This window comes from Streptomyces sp. CT34, assembly GCF_000805335.1.
In the GTDB taxonomy this organism is placed as follows: domain Bacteria; phylum Actinomycetota; class Actinomycetes; order Streptomycetales; family Streptomycetaceae; genus Streptomyces.
Window position 1 is genome coordinate 1,574,614 of the sequence record NZ_KN708638.1, and the last position, 18,171, is coordinate 1,592,784.

General features: G+C 68.8%; 10 protein-coding genes. 8 read left to right on the plus strand and 2 right to left on the minus strand.

Going from position 1 to position 18,171, the window contains the following annotated elements; genetic code table 11:
- The first annotated feature begins 112 nt into the window (after positions 1-112).
- Positions 113-322, plus strand: a complete 210-nt coding sequence (locus RZ84_RS07110; protein ID WP_043263576.1) for a DUF1918 domain-containing protein — start codon at positions 113-115, stop codon at positions 320-322.
- Between the two features lie 39 nt (positions 323-361).
- Here RZ84_RS07110 and RZ84_RS07115 read toward each other — a convergent pair whose 3' ends face one another.
- Positions 362-1,561, minus strand: a complete 1,200-nt coding sequence (locus tag RZ84_RS07115) for a glycoside hydrolase family 10-like protein (protein WP_043263577.1) — start codon at positions 1,559-1,561, stop codon at positions 362-364.
- 168 nt (positions 1,562-1,729) lie between these two features.
- Here RZ84_RS07115 and RZ84_RS07120 point away from each other — a divergent pair, with 168 nt between their 5' ends.
- From RZ84_RS07120 to RZ84_RS07130, 3 genes are all read left to right on the plus strand, one after another.
- On the plus strand, positions 1,730-2,599 hold the full coding sequence (locus RZ84_RS07120) for a 3-hydroxybutyryl-CoA dehydrogenase (protein ID WP_043263578.1): 870 nt from the start codon (positions 1,730-1,732) through the stop codon (positions 2,597-2,599).
- A gap of 880 nt (positions 2,600-3,479) precedes the next feature.
- Complete coding sequence (locus RZ84_RS38815) at positions 3,480-4,790, plus strand: chymotrypsin family serine protease (RefSeq protein WP_157878784.1); 1,311 nt, start codon at positions 3,480-3,482, stop codon at positions 4,788-4,790.
- 104 nt (positions 4,791-4,894) lie between these two features.
- On the plus strand, positions 4,895-5,659 hold the full coding sequence (locus tag RZ84_RS07130) for a hypothetical protein (RefSeq protein ID WP_063772743.1): 765 nt from the start codon (positions 4,895-4,897) through the stop codon (positions 5,657-5,659).
- A 402-nt stretch (positions 5,660-6,061) separates the two neighbouring features.
- On the opposite strand, the gene RZ84_RS40740 is transcribed toward RZ84_RS07130, so the two are convergent.
- A complete protein-coding gene (locus tag RZ84_RS40740; protein WP_241777611.1) occupies positions 6,062-6,223 on the minus strand; it encodes a hypothetical protein in 162 nt (53 codons plus the stop codon).
- An 862-nt stretch (positions 6,224-7,085) separates the two neighbouring features.
- Here RZ84_RS40740 and RZ84_RS38820 point away from each other — a divergent pair.
- The 4 genes from RZ84_RS38820 to RZ84_RS07150 all read left to right on the plus strand — a co-directional run.
- Positions 7,086-7,679 carry a hypothetical protein gene (locus RZ84_RS38820; RefSeq protein ID WP_043263579.1) on the plus strand — a complete coding sequence of 198 codons (594 nt, stop codon included), beginning with the start codon at positions 7,086-7,088 and terminating at the stop codon, positions 7,677-7,679.
- Between the two features lie 203 nt (positions 7,680-7,882).
- Positions 7,883-8,563, plus strand: coding sequence for a hypothetical protein (locus tag RZ84_RS07140; RefSeq protein WP_043263580.1), 681 nt, complete (start codon positions 7,883-7,885; stop codon positions 8,561-8,563).
- Positions 8,564-8,618: 55 nt separating this feature from the next.
- The gene (locus tag RZ84_RS07145) at positions 8,619-12,101 is read left to right on the plus strand and encodes a hypothetical protein (RefSeq protein ID WP_157878786.1); all 3,483 of its coding nucleotides are present in this window, start codon (positions 8,619-8,621) and stop codon (positions 12,099-12,101) included.
- A partial coding sequence (locus tag RZ84_RS07150) for a hypothetical protein (RefSeq protein ID WP_198539948.1) occupies positions 12,098-18,171 on the plus strand: 6,074 nt, incomplete at its 3' end. The genes RZ84_RS07145 and RZ84_RS07150, both read left to right, overlap by 4 nt.

The window sequence follows — 18,171 nt, forward strand, 5'->3', positions numbered from 1 at the left end:
GTTACGCCGTCCGGGCCGTCGCAGGTCCGTCATCCGCTGGCCGCCCCCACCGCCCGGCCGTCGCGCAGTCGGCCGTGCGGTCGTACGGCCACCCGACGCGGGAGGACACCAGATGCACGCGAGCAAGGGCGACAGGCTGCTGGTGCACGGCAGGACCGTCGGGCACGGCGACCATGTCGTGGAGATCGTCGAGGTGCTGGGGACGAACGGCGAACCGCCCTTCCGCATCCGCGCCGAGGACGGCCACGAGACGATCATGTGGCCCGGCCCGGACTGCGTCGTCCAGCACACCAAGACCGTCCGCAGCCACACCACGGCGTAGCGGGGCCGCCCGCCACGCCGGTCGCACGGCGCGCGCCGCCTACCGTGCCGCGCCGCCGTAGTGGTCCCGCACGACCCGCGCCAGCGCGCCCATCGGATCCCTGGCCACGTCCTTCGCCGAGAAGTAGACATGGCCGCCGATCTGCGGGTAGCGGCGGGCGAAGGCGACGTGCCGGGAGAGCTCGGCGGGGTTCCGCCAGGCGGCGGGGTCGGCCGTCCGGCCCGCCTTGTACAGCGCCTCGCCGATATAGACGTCGACCTCGGTACCGGCCGCCGTCCGGGCCCACCAGGACACCAGCTCCGCGTAGTCGGCGGCCGGGTAGCCGAGGGGCCAGTACACCTGCGGCACGATGTAGTCGATCCAGCCCTCCCGCACCCACCGGCGGGTGTCGGCGTAGAGATCGTCATAGGTCTGCACCCCGGCCTCGGTGCGCGAGCCCAGCGGGTCCGTGGAGCGATTGCGCCAGACCGCGAACGGGCTCACCCCGAACCGCACCTGCCGCCCCAGCCGCTCGCTCATCCCCCGTACCAGCCGGTCGGTGTTCGCCCGCCGCCAGTCGCCGCGGTGCGCGAAGTCCGCCCCGTACTCCTCGTACGCCGCGTCGTCGCCGAAGGACGCGCCGGCCACCGGATACGGATAGAAGTAGTCGTCGAAGTGCACCCCGTCGACGTCGTAGTGCCGCACCGCGTCCAGCATCGCGTCCTGCACGAACCGGCGGACCTCCGGCAGCCCCGGGTTGTAGTAGAGCTTGCCGCCGTACGGGACCACCCACCTCGGGTGGCGGCGTGCGGGGTGGCCGTGCGCCAGCCGGCCGGGGTCGGCGTGGTTGGCCACCCGGTACGGGTTGAACCAGGCGTGCAGTTCCAGATCGCGCCGGTGCGCCTCGTGGACCGCGAAGCCGAGCGGGTCCCAGCCCGGGTCGCGGCCCTGCGTGCCGGTCAGGCACTGCGCCCACGGCTCGTACGGCGACGGCCACAGCGCGTCGGCCGTGGGCCGCACCTGGAAGAACACCGCGCCGAGCCGCCGTTCGACCGCCACGTCCAGCAGTTCCACCAGCTCCCGCTGCTGCTCCCTGCGCCCCAGCCCCGGCTTCGAGGGCCAGTCCAGGTTGGCCACCGTCGCCAGCCACATCCCCCGCATCTCGCGCCGGACCACCCCGTCCGCGCCCGCCTTCGTCCCCGGTGCCAGCAGCCAGGAGGCCGCTCCCACCGTCGCCGCTCCGAATCCGCGCCGTGTCATCCCTCGCACCAAGAGCCCCAGTTCATCCGTTTCATCCTGTTCCGAAGGCTCAGAATGCCTGCCCCGGCGCCCTCGTCCCAGCACCTCGCGGAGTAACGTCGGGGCCGAGGCGGGCGTCGGACCCTTACGACGTACCCGCCGGTCCTGAAGAACAGCGAAAGGCACGAGGTGACGGACTCATTCGCCGACATTGCACGCGTCGGAGTGGTCGGCTGCGGCCAGATGGGCGCAGGCATCGCCGAGGTGTGCGCCCGCGCCGGTCTGGACGTCATGGTCGCGGAGACCACCGGCGAGGCGCTGGAGCTGGGTCGCACCCGCCTGACCCACTCCCTCGGCAAGGCCGCCGAACGCGGCAAGATCACCACGGCGGAGCATGACGCGACGCTCGGCCGGCTCAGCTTCACCACCGACCTCGGCGAGTTCGCCGACCGCGACCTGGTCGTCGAGGCCGTGGTGGAGAACGAGCAGGTCAAGACGGAGATCTTCCAGGTCCTCGACCAGGTGGTGACCCGCCCGGACGCCATCCTGGCCTCCAACACCTCGTCCATCCCCCTGGTGAAACTGGCCGTGGCGACCTCCCGCCCGGACCAGGTCATCGGCATCCACTTCTTCAACCCGGCGCCGGTCCAGAAGCTCGTCGAGCTGATCCCCGCCCTGACCACCGCCGAGGAAACCCTCAAGCGCGCCGAGTCGCTCGTCCAGGACGTCCTGGGCAAGCACGCCATCCGCGCCCAGGACCGCTCCGGCTTCGTGGTGAACGCGCTGCTCATCCCGTATCTGCTCTCCGCGATCCGGATGTTCGAGTCCGGCATGGCGAGCCGCGAGGACATCGACAACGGCATGGAACTGGGCTGCGCCCACCCGATGGGCCCGCTCAAGCTCTCCGACCTGATCGGCCTCGACACGGTGGCCTCGGTCGCCGCCTCCATGTACGAGGAGTACAAGGAGCCCCTCTACGCCGCTCCCCCGCTCCTCCAGCGGATGGTGGACGCGGGGCGACTCGGGCGCAAGAGCGGGTCGGGGTTCTACTCGTACTAGGAAGTTCAACCGTACCGCCAACTGGCGCTGTTCCAGGAGGATTTCACCTGGAACAGCGCCAGCGGCGGCGCAACAGCCGGGGTACTCTCGCGTCCCCCTCCAGCCCCTCATCCAGGCAGTCGTGCCCGGCCGACGCGGCCTCCACGGGGAAACGCCCCAGTGAGTACCATCGGCAGGCAGAAAACCCTCCCTGACCTGTGGCTCTGCGCCTTTCAGAGTTGTCGGACCCTTTCCCGCTTACTCAGCGAAAAGTCCCCGGAAAGTCCCTGAGACAGAGCTGAAAGCCCCTGAAAAATCCCTGGGAAGTTGCTGGTTCGGAGCGGTGTGACCTGCGTCTCGAGCCCTGTATCGGCGGCGACGACGGTCGGCGAGAGCGGCACTCCCCTCCCCTGGGGCCTGGATGTCTCTGGGGGCGCCGCGACTGCCTCTCAGCGAGCAGTGAACCGCCGCTCGGGGTAGTTGGGCTCTGTCCGCTCTGTACCGCACCGCCCCACCAAGGCGGACACGAGGGACTCTGACCCAGTCCGCCACGAGCGCGAGGTGGGGGGTTGGGTAGGAATGTCCAGTGACTCGCCGGACGTGAAACCCGGGAGTTCACCACGGCGCTGCCGGAGCGAGCGGAGCGGAAGACTCCTTTACCGACGATGGCCGACTTGTCGCCCCGGACGGGCTGATTCCCTCATTGCTTCACACCTCCCGGAAAAGCACCCTGATCATGCCAATGGCCGATCGAATATGGGGGGATCGATCCTTGACGGACCGCGCTGGAAGAGGAAAACGGGCAGCTATCACGCTGCCCTCCACCGTGATACTCACATCCGCTCTGCTCATTGCCGCCCTCCCGGCGGGGGCATCGGCCCAGCCGACCGGGAACGAGGCAATGAAGGGCACAGCCCTGGGGAGGGCTGCTCAAAAGACGGACCCGCGCGTCCTGGCGATCCTCAAGAAGCAGCACGTGCTCGACAAGATAGCCGGAGACATCACCGCAGGGCTCTCGGAATCCGACCGAGCAAGGATCTCCGGATTCACCGACATCGAGGTCGACCCCGAACACAACCGCCTTCGCATCCATTGGAAGGGCACTCCACCGCAGCGCGTCCAGCGCATTCTCGCTGACCTGCCGAAGGGCGTGACGGCCGAAGTCCTACCAGCGCGCTACTCCAAGGCCGAACTCCACACGGCACGAAACAAGTTGCTCCGAGGCGGAAAACCCACGGCATTACGCCTCGGCTCCACGGGAGAACGCATCCGCATCACCAGTATCGGGCCGGCCGTTGACGGCAGCAGCCTGGAGATCGGCTACGACGGGGACCGGGGCGCAGGCAAGCGTGACGCCACAGATCCTCTTTCACGAGGCGCCCGCCAGGGGAGGTCCGATGAGGTAAAGGCCGTCACGAACCGCTTGACCGGGATCAACACCGTCGCCACGTACAAGCCGGTGAGCAAGGACCTCTCCGCCGCTCCTGCCAACCGCCAACACGATGCCTCGCCTTGGTTCGGTGGATCTGCGCTACGCAATCCCGGGGGCGGCATTTGCTCCGGGTCATTCAGCGTCAAGAACAAGGACGGGGACTTCCTCCTGATGTCGGCCCGCCACTGCTCCAAAGGCGGAGACGGCCTCTGGCGTACCTGGGAAGGCGGGGACGTCGTGGGAGGCAATGACGCAGCCGAAGTCTCCCTCCCCGATGACGCACAGGGCATCCGCCTGCCATCCAAGCAGGCCGGACCCTACCTGTACGACGGCCCGGCGACCCGGCGGGACGGTTACGCCAAACCCGTCGTCGGGTGGGGACACAACAACGTCGGAGACTACGTGTGCGCCGATGGCGCCAACTCAGGTGTGCACTGCAATGTCCAGGTCGCGAAGACCGACATCGGAATCATGGGCGGAGATGGTTCCTATCGACCCCTCACCGACCTCGCCTACGCCACCAGTCTGACCCCTGATGGAGTCGCGGCGGTCAACGGCGACAGCGGCGGCCCCGTCTTCGCCGGCGTCAGCAACTTCACGTCAGATGAAGCACGCGGCATGATCACCGCCCTCGACCGGACCGTCACCTGCCCGTCATCGCTGAACAAGGACACCGTCCTCGACGGGCACATCAGGACGCCTTGGTGTCTCCAGGGCGTGTACTACGTGCCGATCTATCAAACTCTGCACGACACCGGCTGGACCCTCGTCACGCTGTAAACGCCTGAGTGGTGGGCTGTGGCCGGTAATTGCCTCAGCCCACCACTCCGAGATGCGCCAGGATCAGGCCCGGATATCCGCCTCCCTCCATGGAATGAGTGACCGTGCCCCGCAAGGAACCGCGACGCCGCCGCATCGGATGGGCCCTAACCGTCTCGGCTTGCATCGTCTCCGCCGTGGCCGGCTGGGTCGCATGGGACCACTCGCATATCCACGAGGCGGCTGTCCGTGGCGATGTGCTCATGAGCAGCGACGGCCGTACCCTCACCACGCCCGTCGACTGGTCCAGCTGCGAAGACAAGCCCAACCTGCAGGCGCACGAGGCCGCCCGCACCATCACCCTGGTGCTCACGCGGAAACGGCACCCCTTCGTCTCCGAGAACACCGTGTGCGACGACCCTCATGACGGTCTGGTCAGCACCGCACTCTCGAAGCCGGCGGGCGACAGGGACATCACCGACAGCGTCACGCACTCCACCATCACGCCCTTCAACGGCTCCCACCTCGACCGCCCCCACTACCTTCCGCACGGCTACACACAGACGGACACCGTCATCGCCCCCGGAAACCGCTCCAACCCGCCCTATGTAAGGGCCCGGAAACCCGCCTGGACAACCACCTATCAGCGAAACCTCGACAAGGGAGGTCAGGCCGGATACGTGAGCATCTCGGAGACCGCGGGCGAGACCTCGATCACCGCCGGCACCCCGGTGGTCATCGACGGACACCCTGCGCGCTTCCAACAGCACGCTCGCGGTAGCCGATCCGTCACCTGGTCCGAAAGCGGCTATACCATCACCGTCGAAGCGGGCGACCCGCTCATGTCCCAGGACGAGTTCCTGCACATCGCCAGGCAACTCAACCGGTAGAAAACCCGTCGGGCGAAGCGGGCAACCGCCCGTCTGGCGTCCGTGATCTGGTGAGCACGGTGGCGGCACGCCTCTCTCACTGGAGGACCGGTGTCCTGATGTCGCTGCGTCATGGCGTCACCGTGCACGCTCCGCTTCAGTCCTCGGTAAGCCAGGGAACTGTCGCACGACCAACTGACTGGCCTTCCTGCACGCGGTGAGGCCGACGCCCAGCAGACGGCGTCGGCGAACGCCGCTACGCGGAGCCGACCGCAGCGGTCCCCCGAACGGCCCCGTCATGCGTTCAGCCCCCGTGGCGCGTGGCGGGGACACCCGTTCCCATCTCAGCTACCGAGGCCACGTCTTCTCGGAGAACGACACAGAGTCCGAGCCGAAGCGAGTGACCAGCGCGCGTGGCCCGGCCTACGAGTCGGCAGCCCGTCCATCGCCCTCGCCGGAACGGATGATCACATCCACACCCTGCGTCGTCGGCGCCATGAACCGCAGCAGGCCGATGCCCTCTTCCGCCAGCTCGGCTCGCTCGGCGGCGGACAGTGTCCGGAACGGTGTGATGACGAGCGCCAAGCGCTTGCGTTCCCGTTCGAGGTGCCATCGGCCGCGTACGAACCGTCCACGAGGACCGTCCCGGGTACCTGGGCATTCTTCGTGTTGATCCGCTTCTGGTCGTCGCTCCTGATGATTCGGGAGCGATCGGCGTGGGACAGCACGGCGTTGTCGAACTCGGCAAGTAGTCGTACCGGGCAGTCGACTTCCTGGCCGGGACGGGGCGCGTCGGGCAGGTCGAACAGCTCGTTTCCCGCCTCATCGGTGAACTGACCAACTCCCGGCTCTCGGCCTCGACGACCTCGCGAAGATGCGTGAGCCCGCACCATGCCTGGATGTCGGCAACCGTGGCCGGCCCGAAAGCCGCAAGATAGCGGCGCACCAGGGAGGCGAGCGACGGCCTTGGATCCAGAGGACCACCTATCCATGCCTCAGCCGTCGCACAGGTCGGCCGGCCGGATTGACCCCAGAGCCCCCGCGGCGGGATTTGCACCACAGGGATCACGGCGCGCAAGGCGCGATTCGGCAAAGCTCGATCCGCGTCAGGCCACCGCTCACTGAGAGGCAGACCCAGCTGCTGGGTGGTGCGCGGCTCCTCCCCGAGTAGCGCACGGCCGAAGGAGGCCAATTCGTCGGGCTCAACTCCCTTGAAACGACGCTGGCCTTGGGGCCCCACGGCGCGGTCGAGACAAGGCTGCACGGTCGACCGCAACGAGAGGCAGTCGGTGGCGCTGACGAGGTGGACCGTACAGCGCACCAGGATGATCCGAACGACGGCCCTGTCCGCCAGGAGGTCCGACAAGTCGTCCGGGACGAAATCCTTGATGCGTGACCACAGCCCGACGTAAGGCGGATTGGGGGCCTGTGCCTGGAGGCCGACCAAGTGCTCGATGGCGTCCAGGGGCCTTCGCGGCGCCCGTTCCAGAAGCAGTTGGCGGGACAGGAACGCACGGTTCGGCGCTCGCCGGGTCAGCATAGCCCGGAGATCGATCGCCGAATCTGTTTCGCCGCCTTCACCGCGCGCACCATCCGGGCCTTCAACCTTCCTTGGGAGGACCGCTGCGAGGACTACGGCCGGGTCGCCGGCTACCGCGGCACCCTCCCGGGCATCACCGAGCGGCTCTTCCAACGAGCCGACGCCTCTCCGTACGCCTGGCTGGCCGAGCCGCTGCGCCCGTTGCTGCCGGGCGCGTGCCGACTACCCGACGAAGGTCGCAGCACCGGCTTCTTCAGCGACCTCCCGACCTTCGACCACGTCGTCAGCGGGCGGGGTCCGGTCGCTCTCCGCCTGCGTGCCGTACCCGACCTGGCTCACACCCGGAGGACATCGGTCTGCATACAACACCCGGTCGCCCAGGCAACCGCGATCGCTTCTGCGCCGATCGAGGTGTCTGTGGAGCTCCCGGCCCGCTATCACCCTCTCGGCCCGTTTCCTGCCGCGCTCGTTCGGCTAGGCATATGCCACGAGAAATACTGACCGGCTCCGGATCGACGCGATCCGGAGGTCCAGTACGCCTGCGCGAGCCGTACAGGCCGCCATGCCGTCGGCGTGGTCGCGCGGGAATCGACAGGAATCGGCGGTTGGGACACTGACGCGCGCCCGTCAACAGGAGCCGGCCGCACGCGGGCCGCTGCCCGCCCGGGAGCCCTGGGCCGACGATCCTCAAGGGAAGGAACACCATGGTAGGTATTGCGGAACCCGAGGTCATCGCAGACCTCGCCGAGACGACGTTTGCCACCAAGTTCACGGTGACGGGCGGCTCCGGCACCCTGCTCAACTACACGATCAACACCATCGACGGCAATGTGCCGAACCAGAACGGCAACACCCTCTTCCTCTGGCAGGCGTCGACCCTGAACGTCCCGCCGGGCAAGCCGATCGCCTCGACGTCGGTGAACCTGGACTCGCCCACCGGCAGTGGCGTGTGGCAGGTCGAGACCCCTTCCAAGAAGCACCTGCTGGGCTTCGCGGTCGGGACCGACGTCAAGAACATCTGCGCGCTGGTGCTGATCGACGAGAACAAGAAGCAGATCGGTCAGTTCCACCCGTCGTGCATTCTCAAGGACAAGTCGGCCGACTACGTGGAGTTCGACTACATGGTGCCCAAGGGCAAGCATCCGATGTCCGACGGCGACTGGTACGGCCTGTGGAAGGGGGATTCGGTGGATGACCTGTACGACAAGGAGAAGGCGTACGTGGCCATGGGGAAGCCCTCCAAGGACGAAAGCTCGGGCACGGCCGTGTTGACGTACAAGTTCCCGTCGAAGCAGAAGTTCACCATCGGCTACTTCAAGGGCGGCTACGGGCAGCCGCCCCAGAGGACCACCCTCGCCTCGGCCCTCACCTTCACCTCTCCCTGACCGCTGCCGCGCCGGCTGCCGCACCGATCCCGCGGCAGCCGGTGGAGGGAAGGCCATGACGACTTTCACGCGCTACCCGGCCTCGCCGCTCTATCGCGCCGAAGACGCCAGTGCCCCAGGCTGGTTGGGGTTTCTCATGCCCGAGCCCCGGGATTCCAAGCTCCCGGACACCATCGGGCTCGATCAGGCGTACCGCGTCAAAGGCAGCTCCTTTCTCTTCACCACGAGCAGGCCGAAGTCCGTCGACGCCGACCTGGACGGCTTCGTCAAACGGCTCGAAGCCGCCATGACCAGTCTTCCCGGCCACCGGCATATCGCGTGGCTGCGCGATCCGGACAACGGTCGCGACATGGGCGTCTCCGCCATGGCGATCGACGACAACGGCTCCACCGTCAAAGCCGCGCTCGACGCGCCGCTCCTGCAATCGGGCAGCGCGGAGGCCAGGCTGGGGCTGTCGGTGCAGTCCGGCGTCGCCCTGAGCCTCACCGGTGACCAACTCGACCTGAGCCTGAGTCCGGGCAACCGGGCGGTCATCCTGACCGGTACCGCCAAGCCCTCCCAGGAGGAGGCACAACCGGTGTCGTCCGCCTCCCTCGACTTCGCCGGACCGCGACGCGGCTGCCTGCGCTTCCATATCGCCCTGCAACGGTCCTATCTGCACGGCGGATTGTCCTGGGGCTTCCAGATCGTCATCCCGGCCAAGGGCCCGGTGCCCGCCGCCGCGCAGTGGTTGCCACTGGCCACCGACGAGCCCAAGCCGAACGCCTACGTACAGCTGGCCGCACGGATCGACCCTGGCGACCCGCTCAACGCCCTCGCCGCCGACCGGAGCGTGTTCGTCTTCGGCAATGACGGTACGGCGTCCCGCCTGCGCTCCCACTACCGCACCGCCACCGGGAAGAAGGTCACCCTGATCCCCGTCCCCGGCCCCCTGGAGACCACCCCGAACGCCGCCCGCCTGGTGCTCGCCCGCGGGATCGTGGCCGGCGGCGGCCTGCGCTTCCAGGCCGCGCCCGCGGGCGACTTCGTGCTGGCGGTGGACGGTCCGGACGGAGCGGGGGAACGCGAGCTGCTGTGCGCGCTCGACGGGACGGAACACCTCGGCTTCCGGCCGAAGAGCGCGACGTACCAGGGCGACCGGCTCAGATTCGTCCCCGGCAGGCCCGCCTACCTCCCCGTCTTCCCCCTGGAGTCCGCCTCCCCGGTCGGCCCGCCGGTGGACCCCGCCAAGGTGCTGGACGGCCGGTACCTCACCTCCTGGGTGTCGGCGGTGTCGGCCCCGTCGCACCCTGACACCATGAGCTATGTCGCCCAGCCGCGCGGCGCCGCACTGTACGGCAGGGACGAGGTGATCAACCCGGACCACTCCGGGCTGCTCGGCTGGGTGGACCCCGCGGTCACGCTCAAGGACGGGGCGGCCGTCTTCCCCCTGATGCCCTACGCCGGGGTATCCCTCGACCCCGGCGCGGGCGCGATGACCGCGGACCAGTTGGTGGCGGTGGAGCACACCGTGCTGGCCCCCGTGCGCCGCGCCGCGCTCGCCCAGGGCAGTGGCTCGCCCGCGCTCTCCAAGGCCGCCGCGGCCGGAGAGTCACCCGCGCCCGCGCGGACCCAGGGCCGGAGGACAGCCAGCACACCCGCGGGCGTGGTCGTCACACTGAAGAACGACGGGGAATGGGACGGGATCCTGCTGGGACAGAACACCCTGCCCAGCGGCGATACGCTTCAACTGGCCTTCGACGCCCCCGACGACAAGCTGCGCCAGGCGTTCCAGACCAACGGGCTCTTCCTCGTCGCCGCCAACGCCGCCCATCTCGGCACGACCGGTGCCGGGGCGATCGGGGCCCCGGTCTTCCGCAACGAGATCAACGTCGAGAGCTGGCGGCTGCGGGCGGAGGTCGGGGACAACGCCCCCGGCGACTACTCCAACGTCCTGATCGTCAAGGCCCGCAAGGGCCGGCTCGCGGATCTGGTCGCCACGCCGCAGACCTGGACCCAGGCCGAGGACTTCGCCTGGCCCGCGATCGGCGGGCGGCCCGACGGGCGGCAACTGGCGGCGCTCTCGGCCTGGTTGCGGAGCTACCTCGACGACGCCACGGCACACACCGGCGAGGACGCCGACTACTTCCGTGCGTTCAACGAGCTCGCCCAGGACGAGAACTGGACCGGGATCCTCGTCCTGCGCGCCGAGATCAGCCGCCTGCCGACGGAACTCGCCGGAATCAGCGCCGGCGTCACCAGACCCGAACTGTTCCGGGCACACCACATCGGCGTCGAGATGAGCCACCTGAAGCTCACCGAACCGGGCCCCGTCATCGACGACAGGAGTTCGGTCTTCGGTCTGATCCACTATGCCGACCCGGAACTGACCGGCAAGCCGCCGGTCCCGCCGGCACCGGGTGCCGACTACGCCTTCCGGGTGCTGACGCTCAAGGCGCTCTTCGCCCGCAGCGGCGTGCGGCGCTTCAGCAGCACCGTGCAACTCACCGTGAACCGGATGTTCGGCATGCCGGTCAAGGAGATGACGGGCAGCGGCGCCAACCCGTACAACACGGTGGTGCTCAGCGGCGCCTTCCAGGCCACCGGCGGCAAACCCGACTACGCGCTGTCCACCGAGGCCGCCACCGCGTTCCGCTTCGACAACGACATTCTGCGCCGGATCGAGGTGTCCGGCGTACGGATGGCCACCCGCTCCACGGGCGAGGAGACCGTCTCCGCCTTCGGCTTCACCGGATTTCTGGACTTCGGCGTACCGCACGCGACGCGCGACGGCCGGAACGTGCCGGTGGACCTCTTCTCTTACGGCGGTCCCCCGCAGGCCGACGGCACGGCCCCCCGGCAGGGGCTGAGCTTCTCCGGCCTCGACCTGGTGATGTCGGCGAAGAGCGGCAGCGCCCCGACGTTCACCTTCGCGCCGGACGGTATCCGTTTCGATCCGGCCCGCAGCACCCTGCGCGAGAACGGCCTCGCCCGGCAGTTCGCGCTCAGCCTGAAGGGGCTGGAGTGCGGAGACGCCAAGCGGGCTCCGGCCGCCACGGGCTTCCTTCCGGTGGTGACCGACGTGGCCACCCGCGGCCTGGACCGGCAGCCGTGGTACGGGCTGCGCTTCGGCATCGACCTGGGCAGCCCCGGCAAGCTGGCGGGCGACGTGGGACTGGCCGCCACGCTCCTGCTCGCCTGGGCGACGTCCAGTACCGCGGCCTCCCCCACGGTCTTCGTCGGCCTGGAACTGCCCGGCACCGGCGGCGGCACAGAACTCCTACGCCTGGAGAACGTGTTGAAGCTCTCCATCGGCCAGGTGCGGCTGACCCTGGCCAACGACGAGAAGACCTTCCTGCTGATGCTCACACAGATCGCCCTCCGCTTCCTGGGGCTGCTGAAGATTCCACCCTCCGGGGCGACGTCGTTCTTTCTGTTCGGCAACCCCGAGTCGGGCGGCAAACCCTCCGGCCTCGGCTGGTACGCGCAGTACGCCAAGGATGCGCAGCACGCCGAGGATTCCAGGCAGCCGATCGCGGAGAGCGAAGGGGGTCGATGATGCGCTGGGACTTCCTGACCTGGCTGGGCTCGTTCGTCTCCGGTACGGCCGCATACCGGAAGGAGGACGTCGAGAAGAATCTGGAACGACTGCGCGAGGTCCTCGCCAAGGAGAAGCAGATCCGGGTGTTCGTGGGCTCCGGCCCGGGCCAGGGTCACCAGGTCGCGGGGGTCCGCCTCCTTGACCGGCTCTTCTCCCCTCCCGAGGGGAAGGTCCCCGGGCTGGGGTACAAGAAACTCGCGACGGTGCTGTACGAGGAAGGCACGGGCCACGCGGCCGGCACCGCGGAGAAGCTGCGCAAGCTCCTGAGATGGTCGGCGGGCCAGAACAAGGGGAAGTACAAAGGCGGAGACGTCGAGCTGGTGAAGTGGGACGGCGCCACACCGCCGACGCCTCAGGTGGCCTTCGGCCTCAGCGCCGCCTGCGACCGCGAGATGAAGCCCAGCCAGTTGAACGTCGGCTACTACCTCCAGGTCCAGCCCTTCCAGTGGACGCTCGGGCCCGATGATCTGTGGATCGGGGAGCAGCGCTTTCCGCTCGGACAGCAGCCGGAGCTGGGAGGCGCGACGTTCCGGCAGCGGGCCATGCAGCTTTCCGTTCCCGACATCAGTGATTTCAACTGGACACCGTATACCGACAGTTCGGATGAGACATCGCGTCGGCAGGCCGAAGCCCTGAAGGCGCTGGTGCAACGCGTGCACCCCCCGAAGGGGACCGGTACCTGCGCGCTGCTGACCACCTACGGCATTCGTACCCGCTTCGACCGGGACAACAGATCCATCGGAAATCCCCTCTCGAGCGCGCCCTACGAACAGGTGGTGCTGCTGACGACCGGCGTCCTGGCGACGCAGCGCACGCCGGCCGGCGCCACCCACAAAGGCGCCCTGCCGGTCGTCATCGTCAATCTCGATGAATTCTGGTGGGACGACTCGGAGGGCGAAGAGGCCGACAAGGCTCCGGCGAAGCACTTCGATCCGGTGCGCAGGCTGCTGGCCGGAGGCCAGGTCAAGTGGGAGAGACTCGATCCCGACACCGACCGTGCCAACCGGGCGCGTTGGGTGCGGAAGGGGTACCTGACGGACAAGGCCAAGGCATCCTTCAGGGTCAAATTCTGGGATGTCTGCACGGGGGCCTCCCTCGCGGATTCCCTGAACTGGCTGACCACCGGCGACCAGTGGGTCCCCGCCGGGCAAAAGGTGCTGTGGGCACAGGTCGGGCGCGTGCCACCGGAGCTCTTCGACTACCTGCTGCGGTGCAGCACCTGTCCGCCGGTGTTCGAAGGCGCCAATACCACCGCTCTCGCCCTCAACTTCGGCTCGATGTACTACCGCGTCAACGGAGAGGTCAGCGGTGTCGCACCGGGCACCGTGCTGTACCCCACCACGAGCCTGGCGGCCAACCCGCGCCGGCACCACCTGACCGAACTCCAGGCCGCGGCCGACCAGATGAGAAACTATCTGCGGCTGTGGTCCGAGCAGAACAGGCCCCCGGACATCTTCGCCAAGCCGATCCTCGCTTACCGCGAGGAAGGCGGCGGCAGCGGAACCTACCACGACTACTTCCGCGGGGTCGCCGACTTCTACCGGTCGCCCGCCAACGACAAGATCAATCTCGCTCTCGCCTATCTCGCGCAGCGCCATGCCGAGCAGCCACGACCCCAGGTCCGCGCTGGTCGAGCCGCCCCGGAGGCACCACTGGAAGCCCTCCATCGGGAACTGCTCCAGGCCCTCAAGAACAGCACCCTGCTCCTGGCGGAATCCTTTCCCGGCAGATGGCGGGCCTTCCTCGGCACGCTGGTGGGTTCCGGGCCGGTGACCCTGCAGCAGGCCGCGATCGTCCGCGAGCCCGCCGGGGGCGAGGGCGCGATCACCAAGATCACGGTGACCGGGACCGGCATCGACTTCCCGCACCACCCCCATATCACCCTGGTCTTCACCGCTCCCGGCGGCTTCGTGGAGGCTCGGCTCTCCGTGGCCTGGCAGGACACCGGTGGACTCCCCGGACTGGAGTGGATCCAGCTCCACGACCTCGAGTTGAACCTGGCCGTCGCGGAGCGGCCGAAGCTCTCCCATGGCGCACTGCGCACCAAGATCAGCATCGATGGCGGTCCCACGGCGGAGCTCGCCCTGCCGCTCCCGGCCCCGCCCACCCCATGGCTGCTCACCGCCTCCCTCGACCCGAAGCAGGCCACCGCGGGGCGCTTCTTCAACCTGGCCGGCGGCGTCGACCTCACCAGGCTGCCCGCCCCGTTCACGCACCTGGACGATCTGGGGCTCACGGCACTCGGCGTCTGCTACGACCCGAAGAAGAAGGCGGCGGAGAGCCTGACCTTCACCATGGCGACCACCAAGGCCGTGCCGCTCCTCGGCGCCATCGCTCTGAAGGAGATCGAGGTCGAGACCACTGTCTCGGCACCCGGCAGCCTCGCCGACCGGAGCGTGGCCACCCGGTTCCGGGGAACGTTCTCGATCGGGGAGGCGGTCGTCGTCGTCGCCGCCACCACACCCGAGATGGTCTTCTCCGGGCAGCTGACGCACGGCACGGTCAAGATCACGGATCTGCTCGCGGCGTTCCTGCCCGGCGTCACGCTGGACGGGCTCTCGACGCCGGAGATCACGGAGTTCGCCTTCCGGCACGACCATCTCGGACGGGCCACCACGGTGTCGGCCGGCCTGAAGGCCACCCTGACCGTGGGCGTCTTCACGCTCAGCAACCTCTCCCTCCTCGTCGACTCCGTACCGGGCAGCCGCCAAGGACGCGTGGCCGGGCGCCTGGTCCTGCTGCCCGGACCGGGCCAGCTCGCCCTCGACGTCGTCGGCAGCCACACGCCGACGACCCAATGGACCTTCGAGGCCCGGCAGACCGGCGATCCGGTGAGCATCGCCAAGCTCGCCGAGCGGTATCTGGGCTGGAAGATCGATCCCGCCTACGACCTCCAGATCCAGGGGTTGTACGTGCGACTGGTGTCGAAGACCGGGGCATGGGAGCTCAGCGGCAGGACCGCAAAGCGGTGGCAGGTGCCCTTCCTGGAGGCTGCGGTCGACGCCGCCGTCCGCCTGGCCTCCGACGGCACCACCAAGTCCGGCCGGATCGAGGCCGGGATCCGGTGGCAGGGCATCGACATCACACTGGGCCACGACCTCCACCAGAAGAAGACCTTCCTCACCTGGCGCGGACTGGAGGGCACGCTCGAACCGGGCGACAAGGGCGACTGGACCGCAGTGCTCGCCCTCACCGAGACCGTCACCATCGGCTGGCTGATCGAGGAGATGGTCTCCTGGCTGACCGGCACGCGGTTCGGTCTGGAGGCGCCGTGGAACATCCTGGACAGCGTCAAGCTCAGCGGCCTGAAGCTGCGCTACACCTTCAACTCCAAGACTCCCGAGCGGGCGGGAATGGGCTTCCGGGTCGCCCTCGACCCGATCGAGCTGGGCTTCGCCCGGATCGACGGGATCAACGTCGACTACGCCAAGGGCACGTCGAAGCAGGGCGTCAAGGTGTCGATCACGGGCTCGTTCCCCTGGAATGTCGGCGACTCCGCCAGGGGCGACTCGGGCACCCTCGGCCCGTGGGACGCGAGCACGCCCGGTGACGCGCCCGCCCCTCCCGGCCAGGGCGGGAAATACCTGGACCTGCGTCTGCTCACCCTCGGCCAGCACGTCACCAGCGACGAGCTGAAGAAGGCCGCCACCGTCCAGGCGGCGATCGAGGCGATGGCCAAGCTGAGCGGGACCAAGCCGGGAGAGATCCCCGAGGTCACCTTCGACGCCGCCAGTGACTGGCTGGTCGGGGCGGACTTCGGGGTGCTGCGGCTGGGCGGGGCCGCCGGCGCGAACGGCGGTGGCGCGTCCGGCGGCGGTGGCGCACCAAGGACACCCGCGGCGGAGAAGCCCGGCTATCTGGTGACCCTCCAGGCCGTATTCAACGACCCCAGCCTGTACGGCCTGCGGGTCGCGCTCGACGGTGACGCGGCCAAGGTCTTCAAGGGCCTGGACTTCCAGGTGATGTACCGCCAGCTCAGCAAGGACCTCGGTGTCTATCAGGCGGAGATCGCGCTGCCCGACACCATGCGCCATCTCAGCGTCGGGGCCTACTCGCTGACCCTGCCGATCTTCGGCGTTGCCGTCTACACCAACGGCGACTTCCTCATCGACGTGGGCTTCCCCAAGAACGGCGACTGGACCCGCTCGTTCAGCATCGAGGGAATCATCCCACCGGGCCTCCCCATGCTCGGCTCCGGCGGCTTCTACTTCGGCAAGCTCCCCGCGGCCGCGACCCCCAAGCTGCCCGCGGCACCGGCCCTGGGAACCTTCAATCCCGTCATCGTCTTCGGCTTCGGGCTGCGCGTCGGCTTCGGCAAGTCGGTCGAGTACGGCGTCCTGAAGGCGGGCTTCAGCCTCACCTTGTTCGGCGTGCTCGAAGGCATCATCGCGACCTGGAACCCGTACCAGGCGCTGCCCCCCTCACAAGGCGCCGACGACCGCGCCCAGTTGCAGACCACCAACTACTACTGGCTCCAGGGCAGCGTCGGCATCGCCGGGAAGCTCTACGGCAGCGTCGACTTCGCGGTCATCAAGGCCCAGGTCGACGTCGACATCAAGCTGTACGTGCAGATGACCTACGAGGCGTACGTCAGCCTCGCCATCAGCGTCCTGGTCTCCGTCGAGGTCTCCGCGAGCGTGAAGATCGACCTGTGGCTGGTCTCGATCACGCTCCACTTCAGCTTCTCCCTCCACCTGAAGGAGACCTTCACCCTCCCCAACCACGGCAAGGCCCCCTGGCTGCCGGACGGGCAGGTGGCCATGGGGGTACTGGCGGGCGCGAGCGACCGCCGGCTGACCGAGCTGCGGCCCCTGTCCGCCGTCGCTCCGGGACCGGCGATGCTGGTGGCGTGCGCGGTCGACGGCGGCGGTCCCCTCTTCCCCGCCGCATCGGCCGTGGACTGGACACGGCTGAAGCCCGCGGACGAGGAGCACAAGAAGGCCAACCCGCTCTCCGGTCATCTGCTGAGCCCCCTGTCCATGGCCGCCGACGAGTACGCACCGGCCGAGCCGGCCCGGCAACAGGCCGTCTGCGTCGCCCTGTTGTCCCTGGACTCGGTGCCCCCGGCCGGTCAGGAGCAGCCGGGCGGGGCGGGGAAGGACAGCTCCTTCGAGGTGCTGTGCAAGCGGGTGCTCGCCTGGGCCGTCGCGGCGATCCGCGACGACGTCGACGGCAAGCTGACCTACGACGAGGTGTGCGCCGGACAGGTCACCGACGCACAACTTGCCCATCTGCTGAACAAGGTCCTGGTCAGCGCGGACGACAGAGCGACCCCGATCCCGCCGGACGCCGTCGCGACGTTCCTCGCCGAGCAGTTCGTGGTCACCGTCGGCGCCGCGACCGAGGACGAGAAGGCCGCGGCCGGGAAGGCCACGACGCCCAAGCCCGCGGCGGTCTTCCCGATGCCCCCCGGACTGAGGTTCACCCTCCCCTCCGGCACCTCCTACACCCTCGACGGGTACAACACGATCGGCACGGGGGCGCTGAAGGCCCTGCGCGCGGACTTCAACAAACTGCTCGTCCAGGCCCAGACGGAGAAACCCGCCCCGGCACCGCCGTCGGCCAACACGGACGCCCAGTCGCTCTCGGTGGCCTCCTGGGTCTTCGCCGACTTCTTCCTGCTGCTGGCACGCCAGATGGTCCAGGCCGCCCGCAGCGGGCTGCGTACCTTCACCTATCCGCTGTCCAACGGCGCCACCGCGAAGGACGCCCGCACCTGGATCGCCGGCCGGGGCGGCCCGAAGCTGCACCTGTACGACGTGCTGGCCGCCAACGCCGCCCACCCCCTCGCCACCGGAAGCGGCAGCACGGTCACGATCGGCGCGATCTGCGCCGCCGGTGCCCAGGACACCTTCGCCACGCTCGCCGAGGCGCTGCCCACGACCTCCGGCACCACCGCCACCGCCACCGACCTGGCCACCGCCAACGCGGGCGCGGCCTGCCTGCGCGACGGTGCGCGGATCGCGGTCGGCGACCGCCAGTACACCGTCAGGACGGGCGACACCCTGCTCGATGTGGCGGGGCCCCT

Excerpts from the sequence above, each read along its gene's own strand:
- RZ84_RS07115 (WP_043263577.1), bottom strand. The coding sequence starts at position 1,561 with ATGACACGGCGCGGATTCGGAGCGGCGACGGTGGGAGCGGCCTCCTGG.
- RZ84_RS38815 (WP_157878784.1), top strand. The coding sequence starts at position 3,480 with ATGAAGGGCACAGCCCTGGGGAGGGCTGCTCAAAAGACGGACCCGCGC.
- RZ84_RS07110 (WP_043263576.1), top strand. The coding sequence starts at position 113 with ATGCACGCGAGCAAGGGCGACAGGCTGCTGGTGCACGGCAGGACCGTC.
- RZ84_RS07140 (WP_043263580.1), top strand. The coding sequence starts at position 7,883 with ATGGTAGGTATTGCGGAACCCGAGGTCATCGCAGACCTCGCCGAGACG.
- RZ84_RS07145 (WP_157878786.1), top strand. The coding sequence starts at position 8,619 with ATGACGACTTTCACGCGCTACCCGGCCTCGCCGCTCTATCGCGCCGAA.